Source organism: Anaerophaga thermohalophila str. Valhall, from assembly GCF_000250735.1.
In the GTDB taxonomy this organism is placed as follows: Bacteria; Bacteroidota; Bacteroidia; order Bacteroidales; family Marinilabiliaceae; genus Anaerophaga; species Anaerophaga thermohalophila_A.
Window position 1 is genome coordinate 1 of sequence record NZ_AHZV01000150.1, and the last position, 14,427, is coordinate 14,427.

Sequence of the window (14,427 nt, forward strand, 5' to 3'; positions counted from 1 at the left end):
ACCTTACCAGACATCTAAAAAAGTTTAACGGAGTATTGTAAAATACCATTTGCTGTTTTACTCTTGCCGCCAAAACACTCATTTACGAAAAGTAAACTCCGTTTTTGGCGGCTTCGCAAGCCTTGCAACTGGCTGGGAAAGTGAGGAAGTGAACAAACACCACTTTGTATTTGTCCACCTTAAAACCAATAAAAACAAATGGCCATGAAAACACCGGAAAACTGGATAATAGAAAACAACAAGCTGACGCGCACATTCACGCTGAGTAATTTTGTTGACGCTGTTAATTTTGTTAACAAAATTGTCCCCATCGCCGAAGAGGCCGACCATCATCCGGACATTGAAATCTTTGCTTACAAAAAAGTAAAAATTAAGCTACTGTCGCATGACGTGGGTGAAATCACGGAGCGTGATGTGGAACTGGCAGAAAAAATCAGTGAGATTTCGCGATTAAACTAACCGCCTGGGAGTAGCATTGGGCAAAGGGCATGGAGTAAAGGCAGAAAGGTTGGATGGTAGAAGGGAGCATAGAGAAGTTATTCCTCCACGAAAAAATTATCTCACATATTCTACTGACAGGGCACGGGCCAGGGACTCATCAAACTTCTCGGGAACGTACAACCTGAATTCAGAACCTTTTCCCGGCTCAGAGTCAACTTTTATATGGCCACCCATCATTTCGGCCAGATGCTTTGAGAGGGCAAGGCCAAGGCCGTTACCGCCAAACATTCGGGTTTGACCTTCGTCGGCCTGGCGAAAGCGCCTGAAAATGACATCGTGAAGTTTTTTGGGAATTCCTATGCCAGTGTCTTTAACTGAGAAAACCACCCATTTATTTTCATCGTGATAAACGCGAAGAGAAATTTCTCCCTTTTCCGTAAACTTAACTGCATTGGAGAGTAAGTTCTGTAAAACCTGTCTGACACGGGTTTCATCATTGACAAACCTGACATCTTCGGGCAAATGATTTACAAAGTTAACCTGAAGATGAGCCTTATTCATTTTCTTTTGCAGCCGTGTCGTTTCCTTGTACAAATAATCAAGCAGGCGGTCTGTTTTTATCCGGAGCGGTTTGACCTGAACCAATCCTGAATCGATGAATGAAAATTCGATAATATCGTCCATGACATGCAAAAGATGAGAACCACTCTCATTGATCATGTCTATGTACATTTTCATTTCGTCACGGGTCAGATCTTCATCCTTCAGCAAGTTCGAGAAACCCAACACGGCATTAAGCGGAGTACGTATTTCGTGGCTGATATTGGCCAGGAAAGCCGATTTCAGCTTATCGCTTTCCTCTGCTCTTTTCCGGGCTTTTACAACCTTTGTAACATCGCGGAGTATGGTCATCTTAGCCTGGTAATCACCCTCAAACTGAATCGGCACTGTTGTTATTTGATAAACCCGTTTGTTTATTGTCTTTTCGAGTCGTTTTCTGAACCTTGACATATTTTGGATCGCCACCATGCACCACGGGCAGGGGCCGCTCTCTCCAAACACCTTCCTGTAGCATTTGCTATGCCTCGTTGTGTCGCCAAACCTTTTTTTGAATGCTTTATTAACAAACCTGATGTTAAAGTTTTCATCACTTATGAAAATGGGATCCTGAAGATTCTCCATCATGGTACGATACCTGAGTTCACTCATTTCGAGCGCCTGCTTGGCCAATCTTTCTTCCGTGACATCTTCGACAAATGTTACTCTTTTAAAGTTTCCATCAACATCGGTAATTAATGTAGAATCGGTAATCACAAACCTTTCATTCCCGTTTTTAGCGATCGCTGTCCATTCTTTTTTTTCTATTTTCCCGGTTCTGAAAAACTCATTGTGTCGATTAATCAGAATCTTTTTACTTTTTTCGGGTGCTACCATAGTAAATTGACGACCAATCATTTCATGAGGTGCATAACCGTAAATTTTGCAATATGCATCGTTCACATATTCATAAACACCCTTTTCGTTAAGAATACAAATTCCCACAATACATTTATCAATTATTGAGCGGAAACGAAGCTCGCTGTTTTTAAGATCGTCCAGCATTTTCTGCTGATCGGTAATATTCCGGGCAACCGATAAAACAACCTTATTTCCTTTCAGATCGAAAAGTTTGGCATTAACCTCAACGGGAATTTCTTTCCCGTCTTTGGTCTTGTGAGCGGTTTTAAAAATAGTGGACCCGTTGGCAAACAAGGCATCAACAACTTTTTCTATGTCAACAGCTCCGGGAACATCGATATCGGCCGGTGTCATTGTTGACAATTCTTCGCGCGAGTATCCCAGCCTGCGGCAGGCAACGGGGTTAACTTCCACAAATGTACTCGGAATTCGGGTCTCTTCATCGATGAGGTGTAGAAAAACCGCATCCCTGAGGTTGTCAAACAGTGTTTTATAAATAAGTTCGCCTTCGGTAAAGAATTTCTCAAAAGTACTTTTATGAATCGCTCTCTTAAAAACCTCTTCCAGATAAGGATAAAAAGCCTCGCGGTTATCGGACCACTGTATGAATTCTACAGCTCCTTCTTTCATTGCCTCCACTGCCTGAAGCACGTCCCCGTCTCCGGCAAGCATAACAAACGGAACACTAATGCCCCGTTTTCTGAGGAGCCGGACAAATTCAATCCCCTCCATGTCGTTCAGATGATTGGAAAGCACCAGTAGATCGTACTCACCATTAGCCAATAGTGGTATCGCATCCCGGCTTTGATGCAAACATTCGGTAGCACCGAACTTTCCCGTGAGAAAAGTTTGCAAATCCCTGGCAAGCTCAGGCTTGTTGTTGAGCAACAATATTTTTGAAGTGCTGTACATTAATTTAACCCTTGTGAAGAAAAATTCTCTATTTGGCTGCCTACGAAAACAATACGTAAATTGTTTCCCTTTTCTAATAATTTGAGATATCCCTGAGTGCGGTCTAAAAAGCATCTTTGTTGCCACACTCTTTGTCGTTTTCGGTACTAAAGGCAAAATTCTTCTCTGCGAAATTTACCACTTCTGCCTGTCGGTTACTTTAAGGTACCTTTTAAAATCACCGAAAAAGTACTCCCCTTACCGTACGAAGAAGCAACTTTAATTTTGCCTCCCATCTGTTCCACCAGATTTTTGCTGATGAACAGTCCCAGCCCATTGCCTCCGGCAACCCTGGTTGAAGATTCATCCACCTGTCTGAACCGCTCGAATATGATGTCCATCTTTTCCTGAGGAATACCCATCCCAGTATCCTCAACATTAAAGACAATATCTTTACCATCCCTGAATACTTCCAGTATAACCTTTCCCTTTTTTGTAAATTTTATGGCATTCCCAATTAAATTCATTAAGACCTGCTTAAGACGCAGTGAATCGGCATTTATATGAAATCCGGGGGGAAGATGATTAACCATTTCAAGTGTCAGGTCGGGTTTGGTGCCATCGACAAGCTCCAGTTTCATAATGTCCATAACCTCGCTCAAAAGTGGCTGTAACTCAACAGGGGCAATAGAAATCCGCAAATTACCCTGCTCTATTCTTGCCACATCCACAATATCATCAATAATATTTAGCAGTTGAATTCCGCTCTGATGAATAAGATCGATAAAACGGGTTCGCTCTTCTGATGGCAAAGTATCATCATTCAAAATGCTGGAAAAGCCGAGAATGGCATTCAGGGGTGTCCTGACCTCGTGGCTCATATTTGCCAGGAAGGCGGTTTTCAGGCGATCACTCTCTTCTGCCCGTTCTTTAGCGCTGAGAATATCGGTAAGATCACGCAAGACGACCATTTTCTGAAGCTCACCCGGGTTGAATTCAACGGGCACCATTGTAGTTTGATAAATCCGGTCGTTAACTTCACTTTTAAAATCCTCAACATATCTTTCGCCCGGTTTCAGTTCATGAATATCCTTACACCACAAACAATGGCTGTATTGACCCCTTATGCGCCGATAGCAAAATGTTTCATCATCAATTTCACCGAAATCCTCCCTGAAAGCTTTATTGGCAAATATGATACGGCAATCGTTCTCGGTAATAAAAAGAGGTACGTCAAGCGCTTCCATCATAGACCTGTAACGCGCTTCATTGTTTTTAAGCTCTTCTTCTGCTCTCACCTGTCGGGTAACATCGCTGACAAAGGTTACCATCCGCTTTTCGCCGTTGATCCAGATTACGGGAAAAGAATCGACCATAACTTTTTTCGGGGTACCCCTGCTGTCGATGACGTCCCATAAACCACGACCTCCTGACTTGTTGTGAAATAAATCCCTGTGACTTCTGATTGCCGTTTCGTGCAACTCAGGCTTTAATAGTTTCGTGATTTTTTTACCAATTAGTTCCCTGGCCGGGTACCCGTATATTTTCTGATAAGCCGGGTTCACGTATTCAAACACACCATTTTCATCAGTAATACAAATTCCTGAAACCGATTTCTCGATAATGCTTTTAAAACGTTCTTCGCTGAGCGCCAACGAATTGGACAACCTGCTGTTGCGCGAAAGATATCTTTTAATCATAAAAAGCAGCATAACAGCCACCACGACCACAAAAAACCACCCTTTCCAAAGCTGAAGCCGGACTTGCATTTGCAGATCATCAAAAAGAGAAAACACCAAACGATCGCTGAAAAGTATCCACAAGCATCCCAACACCAGAAACATTCCCGAAATCCGAACGGCCATCAACCACTCGTGATCGTATGTTATTTTTCTGAAAAACTTCAGCATATACAACAGATCGTTAGATTTTCTATCAATAAACACACTATTGTAAATTTCCTTTTACCAATCTCTTTGCTGTCCTCGAGATTACTCCCCCCAGAAATATTAACATAAATCTAACCAATTGATGCGAGATTTTCAATATCAATAGTCAGGTTAAAAAAGCCTAAACGCAGAGACGCAATGATGCAAAATTATTATGAGAGAGTTGTGGTTTGCGTCATTGACTGTATATACAATATATCATCAGGCATCTGCAAAAGTTCAACGGAGTATTGCACTATAATATAAATGAGTGCGGTATAAAAAGCATATTTTTGTCAAAATCAAGGCGTTTTAAATTTTTGTGCCGGAGTTAACTCGCTGTTAATGAGGATGCAAAAATTTAAAACAACACAGAGTCTGGCAACAAAGATGCTTTTTTGACCGGGCTCATAATATTGTACGATAATTCGGTTTTGAGGTTTTAAAAAAAGAGGCATCCAACGTTTTGGATACCTCTTTTTAAACAAGATAAAACCAGCTTAAAAGTTATTTCACAATAATTTTTTTAACAATGGTATTCTGCTCCTGCGAGATCATAAGGAAATAAATCCCGCTTTTCATCTTCTGGATGTCAATTTTGAATAAATCGTCGGATACTTTTCGGACTGAACAATCTTCAACAGTTCCTGTCATATTAAGGAGTTGAATATTTTTAACGGAAGCTCCGTCACATTCGACAAAAACAAATTCATCGGCCGGAACCGGGTAAACCGAGGCTGATACATCTTTCTGTTGCAAAGCATGCGTTGCAACAGTCACCGTTAGTATTCCGCTATTGTCATAGATGAAATAATAATTCCCGTCATCTCCTCCTGAAACATTAATGGAATAATCTCCGGGCTCCGAAAACTCATCGGCATCGCATGTGGCTACCGGCAGGAAGTCAATTACACTTTGGTCTTCACCATTGACAAACCCTGTATATTCCAGTTCAAATTCAGGATTGGGCTCTCCTTCCATGCGCGTGGCATCTTTCGCTTTAACTGTTAGTGGTGCGGGATTTACCGACAGCACTCCGTCCACGTAACTGAAGTTGTAATTTTCATCAAATCCATCTCCACCGGTTATCACATAATCACCAACGTTGCTATTCGCAGTAGCCACAGTGGAAACATCGGGTAGGACAGAAAGAACAGAAGCATCTTCGCCATTCACAAAGCCGGTATAACTAACCGTCAGTTCGGGATTAGCTTCTCCATACAACCGCTCTTTGTTGTCGACTGTTGCAGTCAACGCTGCTTTGGTAATGGAGGCCGTAAGTGAAGGCTGCGCGTCGATTTCATAATTGCCTGCATCGGCACCGGAAAGTATCATTTCGGAAATCACAGGAAGGCCATCACCAGCAGAAGCCTGGACAAAAATTCCGGTGTTATGATTACTGAGCATTACCTCGTCGCTTCCTTCAACTGCACCGGGTTCCAGTTCAGCACCGGAAACTACCGCTGTCGTAGTACCGTCATAAACCTTGTCTTCAGCAACAGCATTGATAACCGAAACTGGCTTCGGATTAACATTAAGCATGGTACTTCCGTCTAAAACAGGCAGATAACTGTTATCATCATCAGGCAAAAATGCCACAGCTTCTTCATAATTTCCGGGAACAGGAGCATTATCACCGTTCAAAAAATAAAATGTACCTTCAACCGGACTGCCCTCATGAGTGGCTTCACCCCCCGAAAGAACGGATTCTCCTACCGTCTGTCCGTAAACAATATCTGATGTCACCGGCCAGGAGGTGACTGTAACCTTACCAATAGCCCCGGGATGTGGTGTTTCCTCATTATTGATCAGATAAGGATAAGAGACATATTCCTCCAGAGCATCAATGCCCCAGATGTTGGTAAAGTCCCAGTCCGTGAAAGAGGCAGCCTCACGCATAGCTATGCCGTTCAATCCGGTTCCTCCGGCAGAATTCTCCTGCCCGCTGGTGTTGATGTCCCAGTAAGAAGTGGTAATACTACCCTCATTTACTCCTGCAAAACCACCGATGGTGGCATCGGAACCGTTAACCAGAGTTGCCGAGTAGCAGTTGGTGATGGTGCCGGTAACTGTTTCCATTAAGCCTCCCATATCAACCTCGCCGTAGATGTTCTGTCCAACAACTCCACCTGCATTTAATGGAGCGGTTATCGAACCTCTGCCGTAAGAATCAGATATAGTTCCAAGATTATAACCAGCCAATCCTCCTGCATTTCCATTAACTGCATTCATGGAAACATTAGCATAGCATTGAGTTAAACTGCCCAATCCTATCATGGGGTTATTGTCATTATACCCAACCATCCCCCCTACATTGTTTGTTCCGCTTATTGAACCAACCACACTACAATTTTCAAAATTACTCAAACTGTAACCGATCAATCCACCAATATTATCTCCGGAGGATGAAACAACCACGCTCGCTGTATTATTCAGAAAAGTACTAGAATATGACCGACCGCATATTCCTCCAACATAAGAAGAATTTCCCTGAATCGTCCCATAAACATGAACATCATTTATCTGAGAGCTTTCTGCATGTCCTGCCAGTCCTCCTACCAATTGATTTCCTTCAACACTTCCACCCTCTGAAATGTGAATTATCAAATCGGAAATGGTCGAAAAATAAATGATCCCAAACAATCCCACATAATTCTCACCGGCTCTGGAAATTCTCAAATTTGAAATCGTATAGCCATTCCCTTCCAGTTTACCCCGAAAAGAAGTATCATAAACACCCCCGACAGGATCCCAAAACGCCCCTTCGTTATACCCCGGATTCCCTTCCGACAAATACACCTGCAGATCGATATCATTAACCAGAGCAAAATACTTATCCGCATGCGAGCTACCCAGATAATTTCTGATCTCATCCAAATCTTTAGGGGTTTTTATTTGGAAAGGATATGCTTCTGTACCTGCACCTCCTGAAAATGGAATTTCATCAACCTTTACCACCACCGTTTCTTCGCTGTAAAGTTGTGTATCATTCTGATCGGTGGCACGAACCAGCAAAGACAAGCTTTCATAGTCGTAGCGGTTCAGTCCGGCCTGCACAAGAGTTAGCTCTCCGGTTGCCGCATCAAGGGCAAAGAATCCTTCTTCGTTGCCACCTTGGATGGAGAAAACAGGAGCATCATCACCGGCATCTTCATCCGTAACAGTCACCGAACCAACCACCGTTGAAGCTGCTGATTCTTCCTGAACACTCAGCGTTTGACCGGCAGGAATCACCGGAGCTTCATTGACATCGTTGATGGCAATGATAAAAGTCTCCAAAACGGGTTCGCTGATGCCATCAGAAACCTCCACTTCTATCTGATACTGATTTGCTGTCTCATAATCGAATACAGAAACTGCTTGCAGACTGGTACCATTAATGACAAAAAGATCATTATCCGTTGCTGCATTTTCAGTCAGACTGAATATCAGGGGATCGGAATCAGCATCAGTGGCCGAAAAAGCACCAACCACGGTGCCGGACAGTGAATTTTCATCAACCGTATTGTTATCAAGGGTAAGACCGGCAGGCTGAGCATTCAGAACATATTGCCGGATGTTGTCGATGTAAATATCCTGGTTGCTATAATCATCAAAATTCAGTCTTACATCAGTTCCACCAACAACAGGAACAGCTACTTCACACCACTCTTCAGCATAAGATGTTGATCCGGCATAATAAACACCAACATCAAACCGGATTACACCCCCGACCAAAGCTCTGATTCTATATGACTCTGAATGATTAATTTTTACATTAAACGTCAGCATGTCAACGTCCGGATCAGCAACCTGAAATTCAATATATTCTCCCGGACTGCCATCCATGTACAATGAATATGACGAATTAGCACCATCAGCTGCTATATTACCTGTACTTCCTGAAACAATCACATCAGAAGGTATCGTTTGATCCTCAAAATCGACATTACTTACTTCACACATCAGTTTAGGACTATGATCGGGAATTATTAATTCTCCTATCTTTAAGCTGGCTGTAGCATCCTGAGTATCCCAAAAATAAAACTTTAATGTTGTGTTTTCCAACACAGCTTGTTCGGTGGGGTCGGTAACCGTTCCCGAATTAGAATCTACCACGGTTCCGTTGTAATCACCGGAACAAGTCACCACCGAAAAATTATAATCTGCACCAACAGTAATGGTTGTATAAAGCCATTGATTTAAATGACTTCCCCGCAAAAGACTGATATCATTTGTCGAAACAACAGTTTGAGCCAGTTTAAACCCTCCTCTTATATAACTACCATCATTCGTTATATACCATTTAAATTTAATGGCATTACCAACAGCATTAAAGGCATCTTTCAGGAAAATAAGATTACCGTTTCTATTGCCGACAGTCGGTATCCTCAGACCATCCACTTCTTCAGTCACCGGGCCTGAGTAGACCACACTAAAATTATCGGCCGTCATGGGCACACTTCGCGTTTGTGCCGAAGCATAATGCACCAGAAATAATGCAAGAATAAAGAGTAAAAAATTTTTCATAGCAAACCGGGTTTTAAATTATTCAATTATCCTGATCCCATTCATAAATCAGGTCACAGACATATTTAGCTGTTTATACGCCAGGCATTTATTGACAGTTGACTTTTTATGGGATTTGACGGGATTGGATTAGAATTTGAAAGGATTCGGACGGAATTCGCTTTCGGTTTTCCAAAATCCACCACAGATAACACAGAATTAAAGAGGTTGAGACTGAGGTTGAGGTTAAGGTTGAGGTTAAGGTTGAGGTTAAGGTTGAGGTTGAGGTTAAGGTTAAGGTTGAGGTTAAGGATTAGCAATAACTTGAGCCAGTCAATCATCAAAAAAATATATCCGAAACCATGTGCCGGGATCGAGGTTGTCTGAAACGACTATTCTTTACTCTGTGAAACAAAAAATACAGTATATCAAGCTTGTACAAATCATCTTACATCTTTTATCTAAAAATCTACCTGTCTATTGTATATGAATAGTGCCTGTCCATAAAGTGCCATTTACTGTGTTACGCTTGCCGCCAAAATACTCATTTACGAAAAGTAAACTCCGTTTTTGGCGGCTTCGCATGCCTTGCAACTGGCACTTTCTGAACAGACACACATACTGTAAAAATTTTTTTCGAGTTTATAGACTCGCACTAAACAGATCAGGTTAAAAGGAACTTCTCTATGATTTTCTGCGTAAAAAACATTAACTTGTAATCAAAATAAAGGAAAAGTTAATGAAACAAGCATGGCAAAGATTGCCAAAAAAATAGATTATCAGATTTTTAGATTTATGATTTAAGATAATGTGAACATAGCTGAGTGCGGTATAAAAGCATATTTTTTTCAAAATCAAAGCGTTTTAAATTTTTGTACCGGAGTTAACTATTTGTTAATGAGGATGCAAAATTTAAAACAACACAGAGGTTGGCAACAAAGATGCTTTTTAGACCAGGCTCAAAAATAGGTTTACTACAATATATACATGTATAAGTTCCTGCATGCAATTTCCATTATGCCCTGGAAACGAATATAGAACACGGATGACACGGATGCTATTTAAAATATTCTGATGAAAAAATGGTCGTTGCTTTCTTTTTTTCTGTTTGTCACAATAATTTCCGTGGCACAGCTACTCCCTGTAAATTACGACCACTATACACGTTTCAGCCACCTGACTGTTGACGACGGACTGCCGGGCAACAATGTAACGGTTATCCGGCAGGATGCCTCGGGGTTTATGTGGATTGGAACACGCGAAGGACTGGCACGATTCGATGGAACAAGGTTCAGGATATTCCGCAACATCCCGGGAGACAGCGCATCTCTTGCCAACGATTACATTAATGATATTCTGATCACCCCTTCTCAAACTGTTTTTGTGGCCACCTGGGAGGGTATCAGTATTTTTCAGCCGGAAACCTTTACTTTCCGGCAAGTTCCGGAGCTTTTTAAAGACGGCAGGGGCCTGCTCGACGCCCATGTCAGAGCCCTTCAGTTCGAAGATGAAAAACATATCTGGGCCGAAACATACGACGGAACGCTTCATAAACTCAATATTGAAACCTGGCAAACCGGGACTTTTCAGCACGATAAACCGTCACAACCCTATTACGACTACCATGCTCTGTACAAAGACCGGGAAAATACTCTCTGGATTGGCGGAAGAAACATGGGACCGCTCAAAAAACAGGGAAAGAATATCATCCGAATTGAAAATGACCCCGGCAATCCACGCAAAAAAAGAGATGCAGATGTTGCGTTTTTCTTTGAAGACAGTAATAATGACTTTTGGGTAGGAGGACTTGACGGTCTGTATCAGTACGATCGTAAAAATGATGTATTCAACAAACGAATGAGTACTTCCTCCTACAAAATGACCGAATGCCGACATGGATGCCTATGGGTGGCCACCGGTAAGGGGCTGGCAAAAATTGACCGGGACAGGAAAGAGATCACCAAATTTCTCCCAACTGACAATGACAACTCCTCGATCATTCACGACAACCTAAACTGTATCACCCTCGATATGGCAGGTAACTTATGGATCGGAACAGAGAGGGGTATCAGCATACTTAATACCACCCAAAACATGATCCGCCACTACCGTCATCTGCATAAGGAACCCCACTCTTTAAGCAACAATCATGTCTCATCTTTTCTGGAGGATAAAGCGCAAAATATTTGGGTCGGAACACGCGGCGGAGGTCTTAACCTCTTCCATAAAGAGAATGACCGGTTCGAGCATTTCAAATTTTCGGACAAAGAAGAAAATAGTATCAGCTCCGACCAGGTTTCTGCACTGTTCGAAGACAATGACGGCAAAATATGGATAGGTCTTTGGCAGGGTGTGGGTTTTAACCGTTTCGATCCTGACACAAAACATTTTGAACACTTTGCACTTGATTCGTCATCATTCAAAAAGCGACTGGTATTGCGATTTTGCAGCTCTCCCGGGAGATACGCTGATGGCCGGGTTTTGGGGTGCCGAGGGTATCAGGCTCTTCGATAATAAACACCAAAAATGGTTGTCGCATTGTTTCCGACCGTCAAAACATCCTGTGACGAACGAAATAAAACGGATTGATGCAACCGACCCGCTATTGTGGGTTTACCTGCGGGGCAACATTCTCCATTCCTTCAATCCTGAAACAGAAACATTCAAGGCATACCGCTCAAAGCTTCATGAGGGACTGAATCGAAGACATCAAATTAAATCGGTTGAGTTGCCCGATTTCAGCCAAATTTTTGATATTACTTCAAAACACAGAATGTCTTTCATCCTGACAGACAAAGGTGTTATTAAATATTCTTATCCGGCCGACCGCTTTGAACTCATTCTGAAGAATACATTTTACCTGGCCTGCCCTGCCTCCGGCTCCCAAAATATTTATCTTACAGGAGATAATGGCCTGTCATGTTACAACACCGTGACTCAATCGCTACAAAATATCCTGAACCGCTCAGATATCCCTGTTGCACCGGAGCAAATCAACGATATCAACTTTCTGCCGGAAAACAGCATTCTGTTTGCCACCAACAAAGGAATATTTATTTATAATCTCACGGAAAAAAAATTCAAATCGGGGCATCTGCTTCCGGCCATGAATAATCTGGAGCAACCTGTACAAAAAATAATCAACGGCCGGGATAATTCATGGCTTTTAGTTCTCGACAAGGGCATAGCTTTTCTTGACTCCTCTCATAAATTAACGCATTACAATACAGACAATTCGTTTCACAGCGGGTTTCGGAGCAATACAGTTAATGATGCGCTGAAATCAAAATACGGAAACCGGTTCTGGCTGGCTACACTGCACGGACTCTATCTGTTTTCCCCGGACGAAAATACCTTTGAAGAAATTGCACCCCTACGCAATGTCACCATCAATGATATTGGTTACTACGAAGACAATCTGTTTCTGGCAACCGCGCGGGGACTGGCAGTGATTAAGGAGGATCCTTTCCGTTTAAAATTTTACAACCATCCGCCCGATGACGCCCTTTCATCGCATTTGCTGACTTTCCTTTCCAAAGACCTTAATGGAAACGTGTGGGCAGGAACCAGTAACAACGGGCTTAATAAAATAAACCCGCGTACTCTGAAAACAGAACATTTCCTTCCCGGAAAGGGCATATATGGAAACGAAATATCCGCTTTTGCAGAAACTTCGGACGGATTTGTTTTTGCAGGCGGAGATTCTCTGAACATGCTCATTCCCGGAGAAAAGAACTTCAGAATGCCTGAATTTGCAAAACACCTTCCACACGGAAAGATCGTTTCATTGCTTGAAGTACGCCCCGACTTATTATTAATTGCTCAGGAACATCATCTGTTTACCGTCCGTCTTTCAGACGGCACATTGTTCGACCTCACACCCCTTCTGAGCACTCAGAACATTACTTTTACCGGAGCCGTTTTAAAGACCTCGGATAACGAAATTCTGATTGGCTCCTTAAAAGGCTTTTTCAGGTTTCAGGAGGCCATCATCGACCTTCCCTCAAAACCGAAAAACACGAAAATCACCCGGGTAGATGTCATGGGAACTCCTTATGAAACCACGCGCTTTTTTAATTCGAAACCTACACTTAAACACAATGAAAATTTCATTGAGTTCTTCTTTTCCGATATGGAATATCCCGATGAACATGACCGGTATCTGTATAAGCTGGAAGGGATTGACCCCGATTGGACCACAACAGAATCATCAAGCATTGCTTATAAAACGCTTCCCCCGGGTGATTATACCTTTAAAGTAAAAGCTGTAAACAAACTTGGTGAAACTTCTCAGGCCCGGTTCCCGTTCACCATACGTCCGCCTTTTTGGCAAGCATGGTGGTTCATAATTTCGGTACTTGCCACACTGGTTATTTCTTTTGTTTCCTGGTGGCGTTACCGGCTTTATCACCTTCAAATCATTGAAAGCAATCTGAATTTACGTCAGCGACTATTGCTTTCGCAGATGAATCCGCACTTTCTGTTTAATGCCCTGTCTGCCATACAGGCTTTCATACTAAAGAACCATCCCCTTGAGGCAGGCGCCTACCTTTCCAAATTCGCCAAACTTATGCGCCTTAATCTCAACAACATGGCCATGCCTGTTACACCGGTTAATACAGAAGTGGAGTCCATCCGGTATTATTTAGAACTGCAACGGTTACGATTCAATAATGAGTTTAACTATACAGTTACCCTAATCCCTGACATTACACATCACGGGAAAGGTCTTCCCACAATGATGGTGCAGCCTTTTGTGGAAAATGCGGTAGAACATGGCCTGGCAGGCCTAAACTATGCAGGTAACCTAACGGTTTCTTTTACGTTACAAAATAATAGCTGGCTTATCAATATCCGCGACAACGGTTTGGGAATAAATGAATCGTGCAGAAGAAAAAATGAAGCCGGTTCGTCACACAAATCCATGAGTATGGAGATCATCCGAAACCGTATTGAACAACTTAGCAGGCAATACAAACAACCCTTTTCTTTAACCATAAGAGACCTGACAGATGAAACCGCCGCGGCGTCAGGAACCGAAATCAGACTTGTTGTACCAGCTATTAATATTGATTGATAAAAATTCGCTTAAAAAATTACGTGAGTATGCTATAAAAAGCTATGAGTGCGGTATAAAAAGCATATTTTTGTCAAAATCAAGGCGTTTTAAATTTTTGTACCGGAGTTAACTCGTTGTTAATGAGGATGCAAAAATTTAAAA

Annotated in this window: 6 protein-coding genes; 3 read left to right on the forward strand and 3 right to left on the reverse strand. The window is 42.3% G+C overall.

All coding sequences use genetic code 11. The features are described from left to right. Positions 1 to 204: 204 nt before the first annotated feature. Positions 205 to 459, forward strand: coding sequence for a 4a-hydroxytetrahydrobiopterin dehydratase (locus OQ5_RS0108000; protein WP_255297443.1), 255 nt, complete (start codon positions 205 to 207; stop codon positions 457 to 459). Positions 460 to 555: 96 nt separating this feature from the next. On the opposite strand, the gene OQ5_RS0108005 is transcribed toward OQ5_RS0108000, so the two are convergent. From OQ5_RS0108005 to OQ5_RS0108020, 3 genes are all read right to left on the reverse strand, one after another. Next, positions 556 to 2,811 (reverse strand): PAS domain S-box protein, encoded by a 2,256-nt coding sequence (locus tag OQ5_RS0108005; RefSeq protein WP_016776988.1) that lies wholly within the window; start codon positions 2,809 to 2,811, stop codon positions 556 to 558. Positions 2,812 to 3,005: 194 nt separating this feature from the next. Further along, positions 3,006 to 4,700, reverse strand: coding sequence for a sensor histidine kinase (locus tag OQ5_RS0108010; RefSeq protein WP_016776989.1), 1,695 nt, complete (start codon positions 4,698 to 4,700; stop codon positions 3,006 to 3,008). A 525-nt stretch (positions 4,701 to 5,225) separates the two neighbouring features. After that, on the reverse strand, positions 5,226 to 9,227 hold the full coding sequence (locus OQ5_RS0108020; protein ID WP_016776991.1) for an MBG domain-containing protein: 4,002 nt from the start codon (positions 9,225 to 9,227) through the stop codon (positions 5,226 to 5,228). Positions 9,228 to 10,280: 1,053 nt separating this feature from the next. Between OQ5_RS0108020 and OQ5_RS0108025 the strand changes: the two genes are divergently transcribed. Together OQ5_RS0108025 and OQ5_RS0108030 are read left to right on the forward strand one after the other, a co-directional pair. Next, a complete protein-coding gene (locus tag OQ5_RS0108025) occupies positions 10,281 to 11,720 on the forward strand; it encodes a ligand-binding sensor domain-containing protein (protein WP_026055172.1) in 1,440 nt (479 codons plus the stop codon). Then, positions 11,605 to 14,283 carry a sensor histidine kinase gene (locus OQ5_RS0108030; RefSeq protein ID WP_255297444.1) on the forward strand — a complete coding sequence of 893 codons (2,679 nt, stop codon included), beginning with the start codon at positions 11,605 to 11,607 and terminating at the stop codon, positions 14,281 to 14,283. The genes OQ5_RS0108025 and OQ5_RS0108030 overlap by 116 nt, the downstream gene beginning before the upstream one ends. Positions 14,284 to 14,427 lie beyond the last annotated feature (144 nt).

Coding starts and splice junctions, on each gene's coding strand:
- OQ5_RS0108000 (WP_255297443.1), top strand. CDS start 205: ATGAAAACACCGGAAAACTGGATAATAGAAAACAACAAGCTGACGCGC.
- OQ5_RS0108005 (WP_016776988.1), bottom strand. CDS start 2,811: ATGTACAGCACTTCAAAAATATTGTTGCTCAACAACAAGCCTGAGCTT.
- OQ5_RS0108010 (WP_016776989.1), bottom strand. CDS start 4,700: ATGCTGAAGTTTTTCAGAAAAATAACATACGATCACGAGTGGTTGATG.
- OQ5_RS0108020 (WP_016776991.1), bottom strand. CDS start 9,227: ATGAAAAATTTTTTACTCTTTATTCTTGCATTATTTCTGGTGCATTAT.
- OQ5_RS0108025 (WP_026055172.1), top strand. CDS start 10,281: ATGAAAAAATGGTCGTTGCTTTCTTTTTTTCTGTTTGTCACAATAATT.